Genomic DNA, 19,241 nt, shown 5'->3' with positions numbered 1-19,241 from the left:
CCAATATGAGTAATATTAATCCCACTCTCTCCAAGACAAAATAAAACCCCTTACGGGGCAAAGTAAACGTAGCTAAAGGTTAGAACGTTGTCGGTTGAGCAACTGCACGAACCAAATACATTAAACCTGTTTGAAAATCTGTCTTTGCCATAGCAGCAAAGCGTTCAGGTGTTGCAGATTCAAGACGATCCCATTCATCTAAATCATGAACTTGCTGACCAGCATCACACTTACAGTTATAACGCTGTGTCGAAATGTGGTTTTGAACTTTCTCAATAACAGCTTGGACTTGTGGACCAATTGCTTTGATTTCATTCATCAAGTCGATTTCTTCTTGAGATAGGTCACGGTAACCTTTGATTTTTTGGTGTTGGTTTTGCATTTCACTTTCCTCTAGGCATTAAAAAACCCCTCGGAAGGGGCTTTAAGATTAATTAATATATTCTTGCTCAGAGGGGATCAAGAACATAAAAATCAACCTATAGTATTTTTTAACATTTTTTTGAATTATTGTTCTCAAATTTGTAGAACAATTTAGATCAAGTTTACTATTAGTTAAATTTATGTGGTGCTAATCACCTTACCGCACTTCCGACACTCTCTCACTGTAAAGAAATCTGAGTATTCCCAAACGTGGCGGCAGAAGATTTGTTTGATTCGGAGCATGTTGGCAACTCCAACAAAATGGTGTGATTACACCTAATTAAAATATGGCACGCCATGTAGGGCTCGAACCTACAACCATTGGTATAGAAAACCCATGCTCTATCCAGTTGAGCTAATGGCGCGTAAAAAAAGGACGTGTTGATCTGCCACATCCTTGCCTTAGATTACGATATTGATCAGCTCGGCAACTGATCTACCGCTACTCAACACAACAAACTTCTCAAAGTTAGCTATTGATCTGCTCTGTGTCTTTCAATTCCATTCGTCGGGGTGTCACCCACAATTTAAGGCTCTGAGGCTAACTCAATGTGTGACGAAATCACATTGGATATTTAGATATTTTGCTTGTATTCGACCACATACAAGCGGATGTGTTTATGGACATTACTGTCTGTCTAACCCTTTACGCCCCAATGGTGTGCTGGCTCTATTAAACCAATGCCAAGGGTTGAGGCAATAAAAAAGACGCCTAAGCGCCCTAAATAACACAAATAAATCTTTAAATTTTACGTCTAACCCTCTGTAGCTCTTTAAGCCCTTTCATTTAATCAAAGACAAGGGTTTATAAATTTTTCATAAAATATAATTTTTTTAATCAATTTAATGCAATGTATTATTCTTCAAAAACTCTATAAGTTATCACTATATTATTTTTAGCTAAAAAATCTTTAATATCATCAAAAAAAAGTTTGCTAAATGCATTAAATTCATTTGGTTGAATTATCTCAATACTTGTTTTTTCAATTTCATGAGAACCAAATTTCTCCGCAATTTCATCTGAAAAAATGTACTTTACATATAAATTAATCTTATCAGTTAGTAATTGAGCATGAGTTGTATTCCTTTCATCTATATCACTATTACGCACACTATCATCATCCCAAAAGTAACTATCTAAAATCATTAATTTCAAATGCTTCTCCTCTGGAATATAGGCAATATAGTCTATTTCATCAAGATTCGTGATACTCATATCAATGTCCTACTTAAGATAATTATCTGGTCGTAAAATTAAAATTATAAATGGCACTGCTTCCTTATTTTATTTGAAAGTATCCCACCTTGGATTCTTGACCGCTAAGATCGCCACCGATGCAAATATTCATGTGTTTTCCTATTTATCGGTTGGAGTTTAACACCTATTGTTTTAAGTAAAATAAAGAAATAATACGAAACCAAGTGCAATCAAAGCCAAAATCAACCAAACATTTATACAATTAAAACTTTTAATAAAATTCCACATTAGCTATCCCCCAGAAATTGCTATGTAAATTTTACTATGTTGTCACTTTTCTGCAATATATCCATGGATAGAAAACAAAAAAGCCCACATTTCTGTGAGCTTCATATCTAGTGGATTACCATAACTTCGTCCACTATAATCTGATAACTAAGTTAATAGATTTTAATAAACTAATACCAATTTTAATTTTGATGGAGTTAATAGAGAATTTTCAAAAGCATCATTTATAAAGCTTTTGCTATCAAGGTGCTTAATTTTATTAAACTCTGAATTAGAAATTCTCACATTTATGATATCACGAATACTTGAATCATGATTTATTGTAATAGCAACTTCCGAATTTTCAAAAAAAGTTTTTAAAAATGCAACAATTACAATTTTTTGAAATTCATCCATCTTCTCAAAAACGTAGACTAATTTCTTGTAATCCATAAACAATGCCTTTAAATGAACAACCATCAATTTAAATTAATGTTTTGAACTAAGCTATAACCTGTAATACGACCAGTATATAAAAACTATACCTTAGTCTTCGTTTAAATGAAATGGTTAAGTATTAATTTCTTTGTAAGTATTTTTACGATATTTTTCAATCGCCTCTGAGGCGCATTTGATTGATGTTTCTAAAGCGATAATCATCATGTTTTCGTATTGCTTCCATGTCATACGATAAGCATCTACTTTCATTTGATGTGTTCGTATCCCCGCATAATACAATCGCCCTTGAGCTGTAAAATTATTCTCCAATTCAGGATCTATCGAGAAATCAATTACCATTCGAGCAATCAACACTGCCAAATAATCCAACTGAATCCCTTCAGGCTCTCGACGCTTATCACTCAATGCATTTGCAATCATGATCTTTGCCAAATGATTCTGCACAAACTCAAAATCACTCTTACTGTTCTGACCAAATATAATTACCGATGTAATCGACTTCTCCAACTGGGTTTCCATTGACGCAATAGCACCCAAGCGATCTTGATAGTCCAAAGGTTTCTCTCCTGTGCCTTTTGTCTCATCATTGAATTGCGGTGACTTAGCAGTGATGCCATGAGTCAACCACTCGAATTGTTCAAACTTCTCTGCTACTGCGTTCATAATTGCCCCTTAAACTTCTAAAATCTCAATCCCATGCACTGACATCATCAAATGCTTTTTGATTCGATACTCAGCAAGACTTCTTGAAATCTTGCTTTTGACATCTTCCACCACTTGGCACCCATCTTTGAGATAAACAAAATCTGCTATATAACGAAGTGCTGGCTTCTTACGTGGTTCATTGCTAAATCTGACTGACTCAGCTAGTACAAACGCGTATTGCGTCTGTAGCTCCCTGATTTCCCCTGCACGCTCAAGAATCTTCAACTCTCGATAACGTTTAGCCTCTTTGACTGAATCGAACTTTAGACCATCGCATTCGACAGTCTTGTTCTTGTATTTTGGTTGTCTTGACCTTGCAACTGGCTTGCTTTGCGTCTGCCACCCTTTAGGAATTTGCATTGTTGCCCCTCAAAGCTTTTATCGCCAAATAACAAGATTGATCCATCCCTTTATTACGCACATCATTAAGATGATTTAGAGCCCCTTCAATCCGCTTGTCTTTCTCTTCAACTGCTTGCCAAGTTTTTTTAATTTCACTTTCAAAACCTTTAATTTGATCTCTTTTGATACCGAGTTGAGCCTTTAAGAAATCAACCTCTTTCGCAAATTGAGCTTTAAACTCACACTCTCTTTGATGTGCTTGAGCAAAGGTTTCGATGTCTTCGTATGCTTGGTTTAGCTCAGCCTGTCGGGATTGCCATACTTCCCATCTTGCTTGATACTCAGATGCTTTAGCTTCAGCAACATAAGGGCAGTAATATTTATTTCGCTTTTCATCAAACTCAATCCAATGCGCAGGGATTGGAAACTTTTTCTCAAACGCTTCTCTGCACTTATCCATGACGTTCTGCCTCCTCATCTCTGAATTCGCAAATCGTGCACTGGTATGTCTTATGCGAATCACCATAAATCGTGACATCTTCAAAATTATGGTTGCAGCCTAAATCCACCTCATTTCCACAATGAATGCAAAAACCATCATTGGCACTATGCTGGCTTTTAGTCATGTATTTATTGCAAGACCAGCATTTTATTTGTTCGTCATGCTCTGCAATGGCGGTGCGGAGGTCGTTTAAACTCAATATCTGAAATTGATAGGGACAACAAATTGTATAATCAGTTTCAAGCCAATCCTCCCCATCAAATTCAATGAATTGATAACCCTCTAAAGCTATATAAACTTGACCTTCTTCATGTTTCAAATCTATATATTCAGCCCCTTCAGGTGCATCCTCTAAAATCTCTAGCATCTGCTCAATAGTCAGGTTGTTTATAGTTGTCATAGTGCCACCTCACCCTTGTCTACATTCATGATGTCTTTAGCGTACTGAGTAGCCTTGTAATGACTATTTGAAACTCGCTCTAAATAACCTGATTTGACGTGTTCATTTAACAAGCTGTATATCGTTGTTCGGTGATAATCGAAAACAGCTTCTTGAACATCAGCCACCGAAAATGGCTCAGTTGCGTAACACGCAAATAGGGTTAAGCTAATTTGATCTTCAAAGTTCACACGCTTGTATTGTTTTGATTGACTCACACCCCACCCCCTACGCTTTCATTCAAGCTGCTTTCAGATAGATATTCGAATGCGCTTTTAGCCACGATTGGAACCTGTCCATTTCCAATGGCTTTAAGTCTGTCCACCCTATAGGCCACCCCATTAGCCACTCGACCCAGTCCGGATTTAATGCCCCAGATGTGTCCGACACACTCATAGAAAGTCCGATTTGTTTGCCCTTTTGGATTCTCCGCTGGATCACTGGAGAACCAAGATTCCCCCTGTCTCGACAATCCGATGCTTGAGGTGTTGGATAGCGCAGCGGAGTCTTTACTTGTTGTGCAAGCGACATCCCAGTCATATTTGGAGTTATTGTTCCTCCACGTGTTGAGTCGCTCGCTGCGGGAGTTGCCCACATTTTCACAGTCGACTCTAAGCAAGGGCTTTTGCGATTTCTTTCCGATCGACAATCCTTTCTTGTTGAGTCTGATGCCTTGGGTGTGGGCAACAATCCACAACCGGTCACGTTGATGGGGCGCTCCAAAGTTAGATGCTGATAAACGAGCCCATTGCGCGTCATACCCCATTTTGGCAAGATCACTAATGACTCTTGTAAGTCCTCTTCCCACAAGCATTGGTGAGTTTTCCACGAGCACGAATTTAGGTCGAACTTCACCAACAATTCTTGCCATTTCTGCCCAAAGCCCAGATCTTTCACCGTCGATCCCTGCACCTTTTCCTGCTGCGCTAATGTCCTGGCATGGAAATCCCCCAGATACAACATCAACAACTCCCTTCCAAGGCTTTCCGTCAAAACTTGTAATGTCAGACCAAATCGGGAAAGGTTTGAGAATTCCATCATTTTGTCGTTGCGCCAAAACTTGTGCTGCGTAGGCATCACGTTCAACTGCGCATACTGTATTCCATCCAAGCAAATGCGATCCGAGAACTCCGCCACCAGCGCCTGCGAAAAGAGCCAACTCATTTAAACCACCTTTATTTTTTAATTCTTCACACCAATCGAGAGTTTTGTTGTCATGCAAGTCCTTCATACCAGCTCCCCTTGCATCATTGGCTTAACGACACCTCGTATTTCCATTTGAGCTTCTTGAAATGCATCCTTCCAAGACTTGCCAGTTGCCATTATTTTTGTTGTGAGATCAGCAATAGATTTCTGCTCATCCGTTAGATTTGATTTGTAAGTTTTAGGAATAGACTTTACTGGTTCTTTTGAGCCAATCATCACTGGTGGCACATACCATTCTTGTTGTTTACCCAATGTTTGAGCTTTAGCAACATAATCCTCATACAGCGTTTTGAACTGCTGATAAGCTGATTTCATATCGCCTTGAACAACCATCCAATAAACTGAATCCCAAGCAAGCTTTGCCAGTTTGGTAATCTTCAAAGTTGATTTGATTAAGTCCGCTTCTGACTGATTTGAATAATCACAAGCACGTTGCCAAGCCTCTTGAGCTGTTTGCCATGAGCCTGACACACACCAAGCTCTAAACTCTGCGATATCAGGACAGAAACGGCTTGAATACAAACGAGCCATACCCTGTCTAAATTGTTCATCACTTAGGTTCATCAATGCGCCACGAACGATCATTATCATTGCTTGAGCATCAAGGTTTTCGTAACGCTTCTTGAACTGCCCGCCAAACAAGGCTTGCAAGGTTTGAAGTAATTCGTCCTCTTTGGTGATCACATTAAGCATGTCCCACCTCCTCAATCAGAACCGACTTTTTTGGGGTTATATCAATCGGCTCCTCAAGTGTTTGATTGAGTTGTTGAGCAAAGCCTTGATTGTATTCAGCCCATGAGTTTTGATTTTGATTAACTGGTTTAGTTGCCTGCTCTTTCTGCTGATTTCGAACAACCCATTGAACAAACTTAACCAATGCTTTGTTGTCAGCCATGTGCTGATCTGCGTAATACAATTCAAACTGAGGCTGTAGTTCATTGATGTATTGCTGGTCTATCGGTTTAGATCCAGTTTTCATCAAATTCACATTCACAAACTCAAGGTCAAACGTATATTTATATTGGTTACTGGTTATTGGTTTATGGTTATTGGTTATAGGTTTATGGTTGCCTTTTTCGTGGGTTTCATTTGATAACCCATCATTAACCGAATTAAAACCACTATGGTTTTCTAAGTTACTGTTTTTCTTAGGTCTGCCTCCTAATTTTCCATTAACTCGATTGGAATTATTTTTTTCCTTGTATGCAGTGATTTCTTTTTCGCAGCGAGAATTTTTTAAATAATTTTCTTCCGCAAAGAAAAAATCTTTAAAAACTGTTTCTACTGCTTGGGTTTGAATTTTCCCTTTTGCACGTAATAAACGGAAAACTTCCTTCATATCATTTGGGAATGGCTTCTCATTCAAGTAATACCAATCCAATGCACGACGGTAGAAGCATTCTTCTACTGGTGATAGATGTGAGGTATCACGCATGAAGTCGCCAATGTGATGTAGATATTTATGCATACTTATTCCCACCAAATCGTTACAGGAATAGCTCCACGAGCACCTTCCCGCACAGGAACGTAATAGTTTTCATATCCTTCTTTAAAAGGAATTCTCTTGTACCAAAGATGCTCACATGGAGAATCGTAAGACTTTAGGCATTCAGCTATGTGTTCAAAATCCTTAAAACATTCAGCTTTAAATTGCTTGATATCATGATGACCCTTTGAGGCAAGTGAATAGCTGTCATCACCCCAATTTTCGATATCAAGTACATAGCTTTTACGCTTACTCGTTTTTGCTTGAGCTTTAGGCTCTGGTTGTGCTAAATTTGTTTTCATATTCATTGGTCCCGAAATTGATGAATTAAAAGCCTGATCTCGTAAATCAGGCTTTTTTAATGTCTAAATCCCCGTGAATCCCTTCGGATCCCTCTCGAAATTCGACCTCTGTACTTAAATCCCTTAACAAAGCAGATACTCCCAAGCGCTCGAACGATTTAGCTTGTAAATTAAGTACATGCCACTCACCTGCAATTTCTTTTTCAAGCAGGTAGGCCATATATTGAGCAAGGTCTTTACCTTTTATTTCAGCTAAAACCTTTGCCCGTTCGTGATTCTCAGGAGATAAGCGCACATGTGTAGATTTTTTTTCAAGGCTCATTGGTTTATCCCTATGCAGCAGTGTTTTGTTGAATATTTAGGTTTAAGAAAAGATGCGGATATTGGAGTTTCACTTTTGATGGAATCCCTCTTTTCATCCAGTTTTGAACCCTTTGTTTGTCTTTATAACCAAGTAGCTCAGCCACTCTGGTTGATCCACCAAGCTTCAAAAGGATTTCTTTGTCAGCTTCGATTGACATAGTCGCCTCTTAATAAACATTTGTTTAGTAGATAGTAAACGATGTGTTTACTATTGTCAATTCATTTGTTTAACACAAAATGTTTACTTTTAGAGATAATGAGAGAAATGGAAAATTTGGTTTTAGAAATGAAGCAAGAGACAGGTACACATCCTTCTGTGGTAAGGCTTTTAGAAGCTAGCGGACTTAATCAAGAAGAAACAGCTAAGCTACTTGATGAATCACCTCAAACAATAACTAATTGGAAAAAGCGCGGAATTTCTAAGGCTGGTGCATTAAAGGCGGCAGGTAAATTTAACGTTTCTGCTAATTGGATTTTAAAAGGTGAAGGCACTAAATCTGATTCTTCAATTAGTAAAGTTGAAGAGTGGGATTCAAGCACACCAGTAGATGACGATGAAGTTGAAATACCATTTTATAAAGATGTTTTAATTTCTTGTGGATCTGGTTCGTTAACTGAAATATTGGGTAGCGAAACTCGCAAATTACGCTTAAGTAAGTCAACTTTAAGACAATATGGTGTCGAATGTTCAAATGCTTATGCATTGACAGCCTTTGGTGATTCAATGACACCCATAATTAACAATGGTGCTACTGTTTATGTTGATATTGGAAGAACAGGCATTGTTGATGGGAAAATTTATGCAATCACGCATGGCGGTCTTTTTAAATTTAAGTATCTTTACAGAATGCCAAAAGGCGGTGTGAGAATAGTTAGCGCTAATAAAGAAGAATATCCAGAAGAAATATTATCGATGGAAGATATTTTTGAGCAAGAATTCGAGGTTATTGCTTATGCATTTAATGTTCAAAACCCATTACCATAAATAATAAACATATTGTTTTCTAAAGACTGCATTTGCAGTCTTTTTTTTATTCTATTGTTTAGTAAGAAGAAAACAAAATAATAAACATTTGTTTATAGAACCTCTTGACTACAGTAAACACTGTGTTTACTATTTACCTCATACACAAACAAAAAAGCCCCTAGCTTTCGACGGACAGGGACTTTTACCAAATGGCGAGGTAATTATGTCACACAAAAAACCACAACGTCTACTGACGATAGATCAAATCGTTAAACGAGCATTTATCCAGGATGTATTTCTTGGCTCAATCATCATCTTTTTAATTGGTGCGATGTTCTATATCGCTTTGGTAAGGGGGTGAGTTGTGAAAACCTTTCTAATCAAAGTTATAGCATACGAATTTATCACTGTTCAGGCTGATAACGAAGATCGCGCATGTGATTTAGCTGCGGAACGTTTTGGTGAAAACGTTGAAATTGATGAAGCAACAGTAATTGAATCATCAAAGGAGCCACAACAATGAATATGCTTTCTAAACAACCTATTTATGGCATCGATTACATTCATTGCGTCAACTGTGGTCGCACCGTTCAAAACAAAAAAGCCTTAGGCGCAAATGGTCACTCATGGAATTGTTCATGTGGTTGGTTCAAAAACATTTGGTCTTGCAAAGTGGCTTAGGAGAATAACAAATGGCTATTCAAATTATTACAGCTGATCAGGCTCTTACAGTTAAAGCAATTATCACATACATCTATGCTGATCCTGGTCTAGGTAAAACTTCGATGGGTTTCACTGGTGACAAAGCAATCTCGTTTGACTTTGACAAAGGTTCGCATCGTACTGGTGAATTGCGTCGCGGTGCCGTGGTACCAGTTCAAAAATGGACTGATATTGGCAATCTAACTGAGCAAGACTTGGCACCATACAACACAATTGTTTTGGATACTGTGGGTGCAATGCTTGAGTGCATTAAGTCTTACTTACTATCAATTCCTAATAATCGTCAGAAAGACAATACATTGAAATTAAAGGCACAAGGTGCTGCAAATGTAATGTTCAAGAACTATGTGCATATGCTCATTAGCATGGGCAAAGATGTAGTTTTTTTGGCCCATGCATCTGAAGATCAAAACGGTGATCAAGTGATTTATCGTCCAGATCTTGGCGGTAAAAATCGTAATGAACTCTATCGAATTGCCGATGTAATGGGTTATTTAACCACTGTCAGAACTCAAGAAGGTAAAACAGCACGAGTTATTAATTTCAATCCATCTGACACTCATCATGCTAAAAATGCGGGTGCTTTAGGCGGTGAAACTGGTGAGGTTTGGGTACCAGATTTAAAAGAGAATCCAATGTTCTTGGCAGATTTAATCAGTCAAGCCAAGGATCACATTAATACCCTAACACCTGCTCAATTGGCAGCAAGTAAAGCTATTGAAGAGTTTAATAATTTTGCTCAAAGCTGTGAAGAAGCGGTATATGCAAGTGATCTGAATCAATTAACTGAATCATTAGATAAAGAACACACTTTCTATCACAACATGCGTCAATCAATGGTTAAGCGAGCTAAAGAGCTTGGTTGTGTATTTGATAAAGAACGTAATTCTTGGTCTAACCCACCTGAATTCAATGCTATTTCAGATGTTCAGCGTGATGAACTTCAAGACATTATTTCTTTAAACAATCTCGATGTTAAAGAAGTCTGTGAACATTTAGGTATAGACGCTCTTTCAGCAATTGAACTATCTCATTTCTCTGACGTTAAAGCAGAAATCACACGTATTGCAGTGGAAGGCTTCAATACTGAGGGAGTTACTCAATGACAGCATATTTAGCAATTATGGCAAATGGTGAAAGTGTTGATGCAGTTCGCATCGGCACTCACTTTGAAAGCTTAACAGGTGAAATCCTAGATCCAATCTCATTAATCAATTTTGATCAAATTACCCGTGATCAATATGCATTTGAGTCAGATTTCAAAAAGTACACGATGAAAGCCGATTTCAGTAAATTTGACAGTCTTGTTTATCGAAATTCATTCACCGATGCGGCTTACAAGCTTTGGCGTATTCGTGGCGGATTGCCAATGAATGATCCTGAATACAAGGTAATTGAAAAAGATACCTATATTCCGCAATCCCCTATTTATCGTGGCCGTCGAGGTGAATCATGACCCTCCTAAAACTTTACTTTCACTTGATAATAATGGCGTGGTGGTTGTGATGGAAATTAATAAAGAAAAAAAGTTACATGAAAGATGGTACAAGCAAGAAGATCCTGTTTCTTATCAGTGGTATTTAAATGCAAGCCCTGAGTTCATGCAAGATTTTGAACAAAGTGAAAAATCTTGGCTTGCAGCCAAAGCCACCCCTGAAGGGTTTGTTTTGGTGAAAAAAGAACTAAGCAGGAAATCAATTCGACTGGGATTAAAGGTTTTGCAAGAAACGGATGATATCGAAAAAGTCTTTGGTGTAATGATCGAAGCACAGGAGCAATGTCATGACTAAATACGACTGGTCAAATGTGCCTAAAGAAGTGAAGTGGATTGCTACTGGATTTCACAGTAAAGCAAAGATGGGATTTATAAATAAGCCTTTAAAAGATGAAGCAATGCTTTGTTGGTGTTCGAGATGGCTGAATGGAGAGCAAATTAAACTTAGTGATGTTTCTGAATTCAAAGGCGACTGGCAAGATTCACTTGAAGAACGTCCAACTAATATTGATTTACCTGAAACCGTGGTTAGGAGTTTGGGAGAAGTGGCGTGAATCAAAAATTACTTGATCCTTGTTGCGGTTCTCGCATGTTTCATTTTGATCATCAAAATCCTAATGTGACTTTTGGCGATGTTAGAAAAGAAAATCACATCCTTTGTGATGATCGACAATTAATTATTAATCCTGACATTCAAATGGATTTTCGCAACATGCCATTTGAAGATGAAAGCTTCCATGGTGTTGTATTTGACCCACCCCACCTATTACATGCTGGGGATAAAAGTTGGCTTGCTTTGAAGTATGGGAAACTTGGCCAAGATTGGAAGAATGATTTGGCCAAAGGTTTTTCAGAGTGCTTTAGGGTTCTTAAACCAAATGGGATTTTAATTTTTAAGTGGAATGAAACTCAAATCAAAGTTAGCGAAATTTTAGAATTAACAGATCGCAAACCGTGGGTTGGTCATCCAAGTGGAAAACGAGCCAACACTCATTGGATTTGTTTTATGAAAGATGGAGACAACCATGAATCAAACTAAACAATGCATATGGACTGAAGTTCCTGGCGGAAATTGGTGGACTGACTGCGACAATGGTTTTGTATTTACTGAGATATCTTCACCAACTGAACATGAATTTAAGTTTTGCTGCTTCTGTGATGGTGAGTTGATAGAAGAAAAGGAGGAAGGTTAAATGGGAACTTTCCAAGTGACACTACAAGGCGACGAGCTTCAGTTGCTTTTGGGTGCTCAAGTTGGTGGCGCAAAAGTTGTAGAAATCAAAGATGTAAGTCCTGAGTTTGTAACTCCTCAAGAATTGTCAATTAAATTTGGAATTAGTGAGGACACTATCAGGGATAAATTAGCATCTATAAATAGAGGTATAGGGCGAAAATGCAAATACAAACCTGAAGAAGCCTATCTCATACTTAGCCAAAAAGAGCAAAAACGACCAGGAAGGAAGAGAGCAAATTAGCTCTCTTTTTTATGAATCCAACATATCAGCAATGTCATTAACATCGGGGTTGTAGTAAGTATTTACTAGCATCTTTATATTTTTATGCCCTGTTACTTTTGCCAAAACCTCAACTGGTAATTTTTGATTATTTACAAATCGAGTAATAGCTTCATGTCGAGCATCATGAAAATGTATGTCTTCAAGACCTACTTTAGCCTTTCTTCTCTCCCACATCAAACGGAAAGCATTTTCTGACTGTGGAATAATTCTAGACTCATCATGTTCAATCAATTCGAGCAAAGCCAAAGCCTTTTTAGTTAATGGAACATTTCGAGCATCACCATTTTTAGTTTTTGGTAAATGTACGTGTCTTTCATAAATATCAGTCTTTTTAATGCCAAGTATTTCACCTCGTCTCATTGCGGTCTCAAGAGCAAACAGAAAACCCCAAGCTACATAGTGTTCTGGCATTGTTGGGATTTTACCTTCTACATAGTCGAGTGAATCAAGAAGCGTTTTAACTTCATCATCACGAATACGCCTATTGCGTGGTTTTGGCTTAACAGGCTTCTTGACGCTCGCCCAAGGATTGTTATCAAGTAAAAATAATTCTTTAACTGCATAAGTAAATACGGAACTATAAAGAGCAATCTCTCTTAATAATGTATTGGCACCAACCTCTTTAGCTCTTTTATTACGCCATGATGTTAAATGTTTTGGAGTGATATCGTGAATAGACATATCAGCCAAAGCGCCAAACTTTTCTTCAAACGGATTTAGCTGCTCTTTAACGTATTTGGACCCACGCAATTTTTTCCCAACTTCATCATAATATTTATAAAAAAGTGTTTTAAATGGGTAATGTTGTTTTAAGCCTTTATCTTCTGCAAGTTGATTAGCTTTTGACTCAAGTAATTTTTGTGCTGCCCATTGTTCACATTCTTTTGCTGTATCACGAGTGGCAGAAGATCGCTTTCCATTGATCATAATTTCAATGGAATAAGATTCACCACGTTTTCTTGGTTTTGGAATTTTCATTATCTTAAACTCAAAAGCTTGACGTAATCTTGACGTAAATTATTCGGCTAAATCGGCTAATTTCACCATTTAAGCCTAGCAGGCTGATATTAGCACATATTATTATACGCATAAAAAAAGGGCTTTAAGCTACTGATTTCGCTTAAAACCCTTATCACATATACATCTAAATCTTGGTAGGTATATCCAGACTCGAACTGGAGACCTCTACGATGTCAACGTAGCGCTCTAACCAACTGAGCTATACACCTGAAGTGCTGAGAATATTATTCATTTTTTAATAAGATGACAAGCCTTATTTCTTCACTTTTAATGCATTCGCACACTCTTTAAGCAATTTCTTGATATTTTTAATATCCTGTTGATTTTCATTACCTAAATAGACAATTTTTTGAAAAATCTGATTCACTTGCTCAAACAGATGTTTTTGTTCAGCCCGCAAGGTTAAACGCTGCATCCATTGTTGAAACGTTTCTGCTTCTGCTTTTTGATCAACCACAGATAATTGATGATTAAATTGAGCAATGATTCGCTCAAGTCCTGACATTTGACGAATGCGCCAAAATTGCGTCACACCCCAATAGATCAACAGTAATCCGAGAATTCCAAAAATTAAAACCAAACCATAACTATAGGCCGATGTTAAGCCAAGTTTCTTCATCCAGCCGCTTTGCTTCTCTGCATCGTAACCGACAACCTTACTCTGCCATTGAAAACCAGCATAGTCACTCCAAACACGCAATGTTCTAAGCAGCGATGAATGCTGAAAACGCAAATTTGAATAACCCGCATCACCAAAAATCGAACGATCATCATTCATCACATTTTGCATACCACGATCAATACGTGTTGGTGCAATGATAGCTGTTGGATCAATGCGTTGCCATTGCCCATGTTGATAAACCTCAGCCCAAGCATGTGCATCTAACTGGCGTACTTCCCAACTCTGACCATCAGGAGACAACTCCCCCCCTTGGTAGCCTGTGACCACACGCGCTGGAATCCCAACATAACGCATCAGCAAGACAAAGCTTGAGGCATAATGTTCACAAAACCCCTGCCGTGATTGAAACAAGAACTCATCAACACGGTGATTCCCTAACTTTCCAGGGGCAAGTGTATAAACAAAATTTTCTTTCTTGTACCAGTTCAATACATTCTGAATATAAGCTTCAGGATTAGACTGACTCTGCTGATACAGATTTAAAGCAAACTTCTGAGCTTGTAGATCACTCTTTTTCGGATAACTGAGGTTATTTTTCAGCATCATCTGTTCAAAATGTGCATCTTGAATATCTCTAACCTGACTCCCCACCCACTGCAATTCAATTGGCTGGGTACGCTGTACCAGTCGTTTAGGTGTAATCGACCAATCTTGGTGTAACTCAAAACGTTGTTCTATTGGAATGGACTTTTCTAAACCGGTAATCCATTGCTGACTTGGATCACTGGCAAGATATTGATAATGAAATCCATCAAGATGCCCTGCGATCTTGGAATACGCTTTTACCTGTTTATTGGCAAACTCACTTGTCCACGTTGTACCATCATAACGATCAAGCACCATCGCTCGCCAATACAGCTCATTACGATTTGGCAATTGCTTCATATTGCCAATAATTCGAAATGCCAATGCACTAGACTGTGAAAGCTCAGCGATATCACCTGGTGACATGCGATCACTCAATCCCGTTACCGCTTTATTATTGGGAATGGGGATTTGCCAAAGTGGTGGCAAACGCGGGAAAAACATAAACAGTAAAACAAAGAATGGCAAAGCTAATGCAATAAATTTAACAATATGTATTGAATCAGTTTTAAATGACTGAAAAATCGGTTGATCTATTTCAAAATTAACGATTTGTACACGATATAGCCCAACCAAGCAACTGATTAAACAGCACAAAACTAACAGTGCCATCCAAAAGGCTTGGCTGTGTAAAAACAAACTGGCACTGACGAATAAAGCGAAGTTAAACAGAATAATGAAGTCTCGTTTTGATTTGGTTTCAAGCGCTTTAGCAAATAAAAAAGTGGAGAGAACGGCTGTCCCTGCTTCTACGCCTAAAAATGTGCGTGAATCAAAATAAATGATGAGCAAAGCTAAAAGTGCAAAAACTAATTTTGGGATTTGTGTAAATAATCGAGGCAGATTATAGACTTGATGTTTATTAGTTTTGTCATAATACAGCGCCAAAGTCATTATATTAATGAGGAATAAAATAGACAATGCAATAGGCATATAAGCCAGTTGTGCCAACCAAATTAAACTCAGCACAACTAAAATTGAAATTTGTATCGATTTATTCATTGTTCATCCTCACGCTTGCGCCAATAAGGTTTTGATATGAATATAGTGCTGTTCTCCAATCCCATTTTCAGTTTGTGCATGCGGTAAAATGATGCTGTACGGCGTTTCAGTCTGATGACATCGATCGACCAACTCCATCATAAAACTCAGCTTCTCTTCATGGTCTGCACTTGGCATTTTGCTATATTCAATTTGCATCGCATGGGTATCGACCAAATCATCGAATTGTTTGACAAATAATCCTTGTCCACGCGCAGCCTGTTTCCAAGAAATGCTTTGCAATGAATCACCTGATTTAAAAGTCCTTAACTCTTTAAATTCATCTAAATCAGGTTCGCCCGTATTAGAATAATTCTGTGATTGATGCGTTAAAGGCTTCGCTTCAGGAGCAATCCAATAACTTTCAGTTAAATAAATATAGGTCCATGCCCGCACCAAACCGAGTGGATATGTGGAGTAAATTTGAATTGGGGGGACTGAAAATTCGCCACGTTGTTGTGGGATAAAATTCAATTCAAAACTTTGTTGTTTTTCTTCAAATAGAAAAGATTGTAATTGTTCATCAAATTTAAAGTTTAAAAATTTAGGCGTAGCACGGTCCTGTTGTAGGTTTACTTTCACTTTAAAAACTTCATTAACCTTACCCACCTCATTGACAATTACGTCTAATGTAATCGCATGTAATTGTTTAAAACTGAGATAGAAACTAATACATAAAATCGCACTCATTAAAAAACAAAAGCCAAGAATTAAATTATTGGCATAATTAATACCAGCAATAAAAGTAATCAGAATGAGGACTAGATATAAAAAACCCTGCTGGTATATAAAAACCAACACTTGGTTTTGTTTCAGTGTACGAGTTCCTGTATAGCGAAACCGAAGATGCAGCCATTTAACAAATCGTTGACCTAACATAAGCGTTTCCAATTAGCCCTTTACAGGAACTTTTTGCATAAGCGCTCGTGTCTCAGACTCACCTAATCCTATACGATGAGACACCACAGCAACAAATACGGCTTGTACATCATCTGCAATTACAAATTGTCTTTTTTCAATCAAAGCATAGGCTTGTGCTGATTTTTTTAACGCCAATAATCCACGTGGAGATAAGCCATGACGACCTTTACGTGTTTCTTCTGCTAAATCAAGCATATATTCAAAAACCACATCGCTCAATGCAATTTGATTTACCATACATTGTAATTGCAAAATTTCCTGATGTTGAAAAATTACTTGCAACTTTTCAATCAAATCATGTCGTGAGTTTTGTTGTAGTAATAGTTTTTCTGCTGCGCGTGATGGATACCCCAAAGACAGTCGCATTAAGAAACGATCAAGTTGTGACTCTGGTAAACTATAGGTTCCACTTTGAAAAAGTGGGTTCTGCGTTGCAATCACCCAAAATGGATGAGGTAAAGAGTAACGTGTACCATCTATAGTGACATTGCCCTCTTCCATTGCTTCAAGCAAAGCACTTTGGGTTTTAGGGCTACAGCGGTTAATTTCATCTGCAAGCAGAATTTGGGTAAAGATTGGACCGTGTTTAAACTCAAATCGATGCTCTTTTTGATTAAACATATTGATCCCAATCACATCACTTGCCAGCATATCATTGGTAAACTGAATCCGTTGAAAATCGAGACCTGCTAGACGTGACAAACTGCTGGCTAAGGTGGTTTTTCCAAGTCCGGGTAGATCTTCAAAAAGTAAATGTCCACCAGCTAATAGACTACATAACGCCAGTTTAGTCTGATGACTTTTATCTAAAATAATTTGGTTAATTTGACTTAAAAAGTCATCAATTTTGGGGTAAAACTGAACGAGGTCTAAATTTGTTACAGGACTATGTTGTTCTGATGCCTTTACTTGTGTTGTTCCCCAAATCACCTTATATTTCCCCAATAAAATTATTGTAACTTCCTTAACATACACGGTTTTAAGGAATACTCAATCTTGACTGCTATAATTCCTTATTTTCATTTGCTGAATATTAGATATACTTCAAAATTTATAGCCCCCATCAACTAAAATTTTAACTTTGCAGCATGTTTTAACTTTATTTTTAAATCATCTGCACCAATTGAAAATTCACTTCCTGAAATTTCAGCCTGTTTAATCAATTCGATTAAGGTTTTATTGATAGGCGCTTGTTTACCTAACTGCTGGGCGAGCTGAACGACTTCGCCATTAATCCAGTCCACTTCTGTGGTTCGCCCTGCCATCAGATCATCTTGCATAGATGATCGCGCCAAGGGATCAATTGCCAACATTTTACGGCTTAATATTTTAAAAATGAAATCGGGCAAACTGATTATTTTAGGCAATAGATGTGCCGAAATTGCTGTGAGTTTGGCTGGCTTAATTTGTGCTAAATCTAAGAGATATAACGTTTCTTGTTGCGCCATAGCAAGGCATTGTCGATATTGATGATTAGACAATTGTTGTTTTAACGGTAACTTTGATAAAGCATTGATTGAATTATTTAAATTCAGCAAAATTTTTGCCCATTGCACTGCAAGCATATCCTGATCAAAAACAATTTCTAATTCAGCTTGTTTAAAAAGCTTGGCTAAATCCTGTTGCTGTGCATACGCTTTCACATGCAACGCACCAGATGTCCCTTGATGAAAATGCCCAACTGCTTGAACTGCAACATTAAAAGGCACCATACCTTCTAAAATCGAATGATGTTTTAAAATCCGCTTTAAAATCGGAACATTACTCAACCCGTTTTGAAAACTCACAATATAGGGTCTGTGTGCGCCCAAGTTGTCATAAAGTTCCTTGGCAACTTGCTCAGTCGCAGCCGACTTTACACATACAAAAATAATATCAGCATCTGTGACTATTTTAGGATCAACACTGAGCTGTAAATCATTTGCCGCGATTTTTATCGTTTTACCAGTGTAATCTGTCAGTTTTAAACCAGACGTGCTTAATTCTTCATATACACGAGAACGTGTAATAAAGCTCACATCAGCACCTACCGTTGCTAATCGACCGCCAATATAACATCCAATACTACCAGCACCATAAATATAGATTTTCATAGCAGTCTCCTTTTCATTTATATGTATTACATGATTTTAGCGGAGTTAGAATTTGCCAACTGTCAGTTATACGACAAGTCTAATCATGAAGTGTGCTGTTATTGCGTTAAACCGATAAATCACTTCGCTCATCTTCAATAAAAAACGGCACCCAAGTGCCGTTTCTATTTAAGCTTTAAATCAACTTATACATTCCATCAACATGGGCATTTCTTCATTGTTCCACCAGCTGTTGGATAGCGGGCATCTACACAATAGCGATGAAAAGTCTTTTCATCCATTGCATCCATATCGGGATGATGCTTTTTCATATGTTCCAGATAATTTTGATAATCTGGAACACCCACCATCAAACGGAAACTTTGTTGTAAGCGTGTCCATAATGTTGCAATTCTAGACCAATTTTTAGGATTAAAAATTAGTTCCTTTTGCGACATGATGGTCATCTTGATGATTTTATAAATCACCGTTTTACCACCTTGAGCAAATTTAAGCTTCATCACTC

Annotated in this window: 31 protein-coding genes and 2 tRNA genes; 11 read left to right on the top strand and 22 right to left on the bottom strand. The window is 37.7% G+C overall.

The features are described from left to right. Positions 1 to 79: 79 nt before the first annotated feature. From ACG9ZL_RS16475 to ACG9ZL_RS16405, 15 genes are all read right to left on the bottom strand, one after another. Positions 80 to 382, bottom strand: coding sequence for an Acb2/Tad1 domain-containing protein (locus tag ACG9ZL_RS16475; protein ID WP_004859226.1), 303 nt, complete (start codon positions 380 to 382; stop codon positions 80 to 82). 329 nt (positions 383 to 711) lie between these two features. Beyond that, a tRNA-Arg gene (locus ACG9ZL_RS16470) sits at positions 712 to 788 on the bottom strand. 491 nt (positions 789 to 1,279) lie between these two features. After that, on the bottom strand, positions 1,280 to 1,639 hold the full coding sequence (locus ACG9ZL_RS16465; RefSeq protein WP_419360787.1) for a DUF6572 domain-containing protein: 360 nt from the start codon (positions 1,637 to 1,639) through the stop codon (positions 1,280 to 1,282). A gap of 432 nt (positions 1,640 to 2,071) precedes the next feature. Further along, the gene (locus ACG9ZL_RS16460) at positions 2,072 to 2,341 is read right to left on the bottom strand and encodes a hypothetical protein (protein WP_419360786.1); all 270 of its coding nucleotides are present in this window, start codon (positions 2,339 to 2,341) and stop codon (positions 2,072 to 2,074) included. A gap of 117 nt (positions 2,342 to 2,458) precedes the next feature. Then, positions 2,459 to 3,010 carry a hypothetical protein gene (locus tag ACG9ZL_RS16455; RefSeq protein WP_419360784.1) on the bottom strand — a complete coding sequence of 184 codons (552 nt, stop codon included), beginning with the start codon at positions 3,008 to 3,010 and terminating at the stop codon, positions 2,459 to 2,461. Positions 3,011 to 3,019: 9 nt separating this feature from the next. Next, positions 3,020 to 3,412, bottom strand: a complete 393-nt coding sequence (locus ACG9ZL_RS16450) for a DUF1064 domain-containing protein (protein WP_419360783.1) — start codon at positions 3,410 to 3,412, stop codon at positions 3,020 to 3,022. Next, the gene (locus ACG9ZL_RS16445; RefSeq protein WP_419360782.1) at positions 3,399 to 3,854 is read right to left on the bottom strand and encodes a hypothetical protein; all 456 of its coding nucleotides are present in this window, start codon (positions 3,852 to 3,854) and stop codon (positions 3,399 to 3,401) included. The genes ACG9ZL_RS16450 and ACG9ZL_RS16445 overlap by 14 nt, the downstream gene beginning before the upstream one ends. Then, positions 3,847 to 4,296, bottom strand: a complete 450-nt coding sequence (locus tag ACG9ZL_RS16440; protein ID WP_419360780.1) for a hypothetical protein — start codon at positions 4,294 to 4,296, stop codon at positions 3,847 to 3,849. Before ACG9ZL_RS16440 ends, ACG9ZL_RS16445 begins: the two co-directional genes overlap by 8 nt. Then, complete coding sequence (locus tag ACG9ZL_RS16435; RefSeq protein WP_419360779.1) at positions 4,293 to 4,553, bottom strand: hypothetical protein; 261 nt, start codon at positions 4,551 to 4,553, stop codon at positions 4,293 to 4,295. The genes ACG9ZL_RS16440 and ACG9ZL_RS16435 overlap by 4 nt, the downstream gene beginning before the upstream one ends. Next, entirely contained in the window at positions 4,550 to 5,566 is a 1,017-nt protein-coding gene (locus ACG9ZL_RS16430; RefSeq protein WP_419360777.1) for a DNA cytosine methyltransferase, read from the bottom strand. The genes ACG9ZL_RS16435 and ACG9ZL_RS16430 overlap by 4 nt, the downstream gene beginning before the upstream one ends. Next, a complete protein-coding gene (locus ACG9ZL_RS16425; protein WP_419360775.1) occupies positions 5,563 to 6,234 on the bottom strand; it encodes a hypothetical protein in 672 nt (223 codons plus the stop codon). The genes ACG9ZL_RS16430 and ACG9ZL_RS16425 overlap by 4 nt, the downstream gene beginning before the upstream one ends. Beyond that, positions 6,227 to 7,009 carry a YdaU family protein gene (locus tag ACG9ZL_RS16420; protein WP_419360774.1) on the bottom strand — a complete coding sequence of 261 codons (783 nt, stop codon included), beginning with the start codon at positions 7,007 to 7,009 and terminating at the stop codon, positions 6,227 to 6,229. Before ACG9ZL_RS16420 ends, ACG9ZL_RS16425 begins: the two co-directional genes overlap by 8 nt. A gap of 2 nt (positions 7,010 to 7,011) precedes the next feature. Beyond that, on the bottom strand, positions 7,012 to 7,329 hold the full coding sequence (locus tag ACG9ZL_RS16415; protein ID WP_419360772.1) for a hypothetical protein: 318 nt from the start codon (positions 7,327 to 7,329) through the stop codon (positions 7,012 to 7,014). Positions 7,330 to 7,375: 46 nt separating this feature from the next. Further along, positions 7,376 to 7,651: a hypothetical protein gene (locus ACG9ZL_RS16410; protein ID WP_004817486.1), complete on the bottom strand. Its 276-nt coding sequence runs from the start codon at positions 7,649 to 7,651 to the stop codon at positions 7,376 to 7,378. A 10-nt stretch (positions 7,652 to 7,661) separates the two neighbouring features. Next, positions 7,662 to 7,850, bottom strand: a complete 189-nt coding sequence (locus ACG9ZL_RS16405) for a hypothetical protein (protein ID WP_151959295.1) — start codon at positions 7,848 to 7,850, stop codon at positions 7,662 to 7,664. 107 nt (positions 7,851 to 7,957) lie between these two features. Between ACG9ZL_RS16405 and ACG9ZL_RS16400 the strand changes: the two genes are divergently transcribed. The 11 genes from ACG9ZL_RS16400 (at position 7,958) to ACG9ZL_RS16350 (ending at position 12,352) form a co-directional block, all read left to right on the top strand. After that, positions 7,958 to 8,677 carry a LexA family transcriptional regulator gene (locus ACG9ZL_RS16400; protein WP_419360770.1) on the top strand — a complete coding sequence of 240 codons (720 nt, stop codon included), beginning with the start codon at positions 7,958 to 7,960 and terminating at the stop codon, positions 8,675 to 8,677. A gap of 205 nt (positions 8,678 to 8,882) precedes the next feature. Then, positions 8,883 to 9,020: a hypothetical protein gene (locus ACG9ZL_RS16395; RefSeq protein WP_419299879.1), complete on the top strand. Its 138-nt coding sequence runs from the start codon at positions 8,883 to 8,885 to the stop codon at positions 9,018 to 9,020. Positions 9,021 to 9,023: 3 nt separating this feature from the next. Continuing rightward, the gene (locus ACG9ZL_RS16390) at positions 9,024 to 9,182 is read left to right on the top strand and encodes a hypothetical protein (protein ID WP_419360768.1); all 159 of its coding nucleotides are present in this window, start codon (positions 9,024 to 9,026) and stop codon (positions 9,180 to 9,182) included. Continuing rightward, on the top strand, positions 9,179 to 9,340 hold the full coding sequence (locus tag ACG9ZL_RS16385) for a hypothetical protein (protein ID WP_419360767.1): 162 nt from the start codon (positions 9,179 to 9,181) through the stop codon (positions 9,338 to 9,340). Before ACG9ZL_RS16390 ends, ACG9ZL_RS16385 begins: the two co-directional genes overlap by 4 nt. Positions 9,341 to 9,351: 11 nt before the next feature. Beyond that, complete coding sequence (locus ACG9ZL_RS16380; RefSeq protein ID WP_419360765.1) at positions 9,352 to 10,488, top strand: ATP-binding protein; 1,137 nt, start codon at positions 9,352 to 9,354, stop codon at positions 10,486 to 10,488. Further along, a complete protein-coding gene (locus ACG9ZL_RS16375) occupies positions 10,485 to 10,838 on the top strand; it encodes an acetyl esterase (RefSeq protein WP_419360763.1) in 354 nt (117 codons plus the stop codon). Before ACG9ZL_RS16380 ends, ACG9ZL_RS16375 begins: the two co-directional genes overlap by 4 nt. 49 nt (positions 10,839 to 10,887) lie before the next feature. Further along, positions 10,888 to 11,172, top strand: coding sequence for a hypothetical protein (locus ACG9ZL_RS16370; protein WP_419360762.1), 285 nt, complete (start codon positions 10,888 to 10,890; stop codon positions 11,170 to 11,172). Then, on the top strand, positions 11,165 to 11,431 hold the full coding sequence (locus ACG9ZL_RS16365) for a hypothetical protein (protein ID WP_419360760.1): 267 nt from the start codon (positions 11,165 to 11,167) through the stop codon (positions 11,429 to 11,431). Before ACG9ZL_RS16370 ends, ACG9ZL_RS16365 begins: the two co-directional genes overlap by 8 nt. After that, complete coding sequence (locus ACG9ZL_RS16360; RefSeq protein ID WP_419360758.1) at positions 11,428 to 11,916, top strand: SAM-dependent methyltransferase; 489 nt, start codon at positions 11,428 to 11,430, stop codon at positions 11,914 to 11,916. Before ACG9ZL_RS16365 ends, ACG9ZL_RS16360 begins: the two co-directional genes overlap by 4 nt. Then, a complete protein-coding gene (locus ACG9ZL_RS16355) occupies positions 11,903 to 12,070 on the top strand; it encodes a hypothetical protein (RefSeq protein WP_419360756.1) in 168 nt (55 codons plus the stop codon). The genes ACG9ZL_RS16360 and ACG9ZL_RS16355 overlap by 14 nt, the downstream gene beginning before the upstream one ends. Then, positions 12,071 to 12,352, top strand: a complete 282-nt coding sequence (locus tag ACG9ZL_RS16350) for a hypothetical protein (RefSeq protein ID WP_419339102.1) — start codon at positions 12,071 to 12,073, stop codon at positions 12,350 to 12,352. A gap of 9 nt (positions 12,353 to 12,361) precedes the next feature. Here the strand turns inward: ACG9ZL_RS16350 and ACG9ZL_RS16345 are convergent, their stop codons facing one another. The 7 genes from ACG9ZL_RS16345 to ACG9ZL_RS16315 all read right to left on the bottom strand — a co-directional run bounded on the left by ACG9ZL_RS16345 (position 12,362) and on the right by ACG9ZL_RS16315 (position 19,236). Next, positions 12,362 to 13,372 carry a tyrosine-type recombinase/integrase gene (locus ACG9ZL_RS16345; protein ID WP_419360755.1) on the bottom strand — a complete coding sequence of 337 codons (1,011 nt, stop codon included), beginning with the start codon at positions 13,370 to 13,372 and terminating at the stop codon, positions 12,362 to 12,364. Positions 13,373 to 13,546: 174 nt separating this feature from the next. After that, positions 13,547 to 13,623, bottom strand: a tRNA-Val gene (locus tag ACG9ZL_RS16340). A gap of 44 nt (positions 13,624 to 13,667) precedes the next feature. Further along, positions 13,668 to 15,683 (bottom strand): transglutaminase TgpA family protein, encoded by a 2,016-nt coding sequence (locus ACG9ZL_RS16335; protein ID WP_419360754.1) that lies wholly within the window; start codon positions 15,681 to 15,683, stop codon positions 13,668 to 13,670. 9 nt (positions 15,684 to 15,692) lie between these two features. Further along, the gene (locus tag ACG9ZL_RS16330; protein WP_419360753.1) at positions 15,693 to 16,601 is read right to left on the bottom strand and encodes a DUF58 domain-containing protein; all 909 of its coding nucleotides are present in this window, start codon (positions 16,599 to 16,601) and stop codon (positions 15,693 to 15,695) included. 12 nt (positions 16,602 to 16,613) lie between these two features. After that, positions 16,614 to 17,573 (bottom strand): AAA family ATPase, encoded by a 960-nt coding sequence (locus ACG9ZL_RS16325; RefSeq protein WP_419360751.1) that lies wholly within the window; start codon positions 17,571 to 17,573, stop codon positions 16,614 to 16,616. Between the two features lie 137 nt (positions 17,574 to 17,710). Beyond that, a complete protein-coding gene (locus ACG9ZL_RS16320; RefSeq protein ID WP_419328296.1) occupies positions 17,711 to 18,736 on the bottom strand; it encodes a 2-dehydropantoate 2-reductase in 1,026 nt (341 codons plus the stop codon). A 197-nt stretch (positions 18,737 to 18,933) separates the two neighbouring features. Beyond that, on the bottom strand, positions 18,934 to 19,236 hold the full coding sequence (locus ACG9ZL_RS16315) for a YbdD/YjiX family protein (protein ID WP_004721243.1): 303 nt from the start codon (positions 19,234 to 19,236) through the stop codon (positions 18,934 to 18,936). Positions 19,237 to 19,241 lie beyond the last annotated feature (5 nt).

This window comes from Acinetobacter legionensis (assembly GCF_048551735.1).
In the GTDB taxonomy this organism is placed as follows: domain Bacteria; phylum Pseudomonadota; class Gammaproteobacteria; order Pseudomonadales; family Moraxellaceae; genus Acinetobacter.
Note: the sequence above shows the minus strand (reverse complement) of the source record. Positions and strands in the feature narration are given on the sequence as shown.

Bases quoted from the DNA above. Each gene is read 5' to 3' on its own strand.
- ACG9ZL_RS16455 (WP_419360784.1), bottom strand. From the start codon at position 3,010: ATGAACGCAGTAGCAGAGAAGTTTGAACAATTCGAGTGGTTGACTCAT.
- ACG9ZL_RS16365 (WP_419360760.1), top strand. From the start codon at position 11,165: ATGACTAAATACGACTGGTCAAATGTGCCTAAAGAAGTGAAGTGGATT.
- ACG9ZL_RS16315 (WP_004721243.1), bottom strand. From the start codon at position 19,236: ATGAAGCTTAAATTTGCTCAAGGTGGTAAAACGGTGATTTATAAAATC.
- ACG9ZL_RS16320 (WP_419328296.1), bottom strand. From the start codon at position 18,736: ATGAAAATCTATATTTATGGTGCTGGTAGTATTGGATGTTATATTGGC.
- ACG9ZL_RS16400 (WP_419360770.1), top strand. From the start codon at position 7,958: ATGGAAAATTTGGTTTTAGAAATGAAGCAAGAGACAGGTACACATCCT.
- ACG9ZL_RS16380 (WP_419360765.1), top strand. From the start codon at position 9,352: ATGGCTATTCAAATTATTACAGCTGATCAGGCTCTTACAGTTAAAGCA.
- ACG9ZL_RS16440 (WP_419360780.1), bottom strand. From the start codon at position 4,296: ATGACAACTATAAACAACCTGACTATTGAGCAGATGCTAGAGATTTTA.
- ACG9ZL_RS16370 (WP_419360762.1), top strand. From the start codon at position 10,888: ATGGAAATTAATAAAGAAAAAAAGTTACATGAAAGATGGTACAAGCAA.
- ACG9ZL_RS16330 (WP_419360753.1), bottom strand. From the start codon at position 16,601: ATGTTAGGTCAACGATTTGTTAAATGGCTGCATCTTCGGTTTCGCTAT.
- ACG9ZL_RS16395 (WP_419299879.1), top strand. From the start codon at position 8,883: ATGTCACACAAAAAACCACAACGTCTACTGACGATAGATCAAATCGTT.
- ACG9ZL_RS16465 (WP_419360787.1), bottom strand. From the start codon at position 1,639: ATGAGTATCACGAATCTTGATGAAATAGACTATATTGCCTATATTCCA.
- ACG9ZL_RS16350 (WP_419339102.1), top strand. From the start codon at position 12,071: ATGGGAACTTTCCAAGTGACACTACAAGGCGACGAGCTTCAGTTGCTT.
- ACG9ZL_RS16420 (WP_419360774.1), bottom strand. From the start codon at position 7,009: ATGCATAAATATCTACATCACATTGGCGACTTCATGCGTGATACCTCA.
- ACG9ZL_RS16445 (WP_419360782.1), bottom strand. From the start codon at position 3,854: ATGGATAAGTGCAGAGAAGCGTTTGAGAAAAAGTTTCCAATCCCTGCG.
- ACG9ZL_RS16415 (WP_419360772.1), bottom strand. From the start codon at position 7,329: ATGAAAACAAATTTAGCACAACCAGAGCCTAAAGCTCAAGCAAAAACG.
- ACG9ZL_RS16410 (WP_004817486.1), bottom strand. From the start codon at position 7,651: ATGAGCCTTGAAAAAAAATCTACACATGTGCGCTTATCTCCTGAGAAT.
- ACG9ZL_RS16475 (WP_004859226.1), bottom strand. From the start codon at position 382: ATGCAAAACCAACACCAAAAAATCAAAGGTTACCGTGACCTATCTCAA.
- ACG9ZL_RS16405 (WP_151959295.1), bottom strand. From the start codon at position 7,850: ATGTCAATCGAAGCTGACAAAGAAATCCTTTTGAAGCTTGGTGGATCA.
- ACG9ZL_RS16375 (WP_419360763.1), top strand. From the start codon at position 10,485: ATGACAGCATATTTAGCAATTATGGCAAATGGTGAAAGTGTTGATGCA.
- ACG9ZL_RS16450 (WP_419360783.1), bottom strand. From the start codon at position 3,412: ATGCAAATTCCTAAAGGGTGGCAGACGCAAAGCAAGCCAGTTGCAAGG.
- ACG9ZL_RS16385 (WP_419360767.1), top strand. From the start codon at position 9,179: ATGAATATGCTTTCTAAACAACCTATTTATGGCATCGATTACATTCAT.
- ACG9ZL_RS16460 (WP_419360786.1), bottom strand. From the start codon at position 2,341: ATGGATTACAAGAAATTAGTCTACGTTTTTGAGAAGATGGATGAATTT.
- ACG9ZL_RS16355 (WP_419360756.1), top strand. From the start codon at position 11,903: ATGAATCAAACTAAACAATGCATATGGACTGAAGTTCCTGGCGGAAAT.
- ACG9ZL_RS16430 (WP_419360777.1), bottom strand. From the start codon at position 5,566: ATGAAGGACTTGCATGACAACAAAACTCTCGATTGGTGTGAAGAATTA.
- ACG9ZL_RS16425 (WP_419360775.1), bottom strand. From the start codon at position 6,234: ATGCTTAATGTGATCACCAAAGAGGACGAATTACTTCAAACCTTGCAA.
- ACG9ZL_RS16335 (WP_419360754.1), bottom strand. From the start codon at position 15,683: ATGAATAAATCGATACAAATTTCAATTTTAGTTGTGCTGAGTTTAATT.
- ACG9ZL_RS16345 (WP_419360755.1), bottom strand. From the start codon at position 13,372: ATGAAAATTCCAAAACCAAGAAAACGTGGTGAATCTTATTCCATTGAA.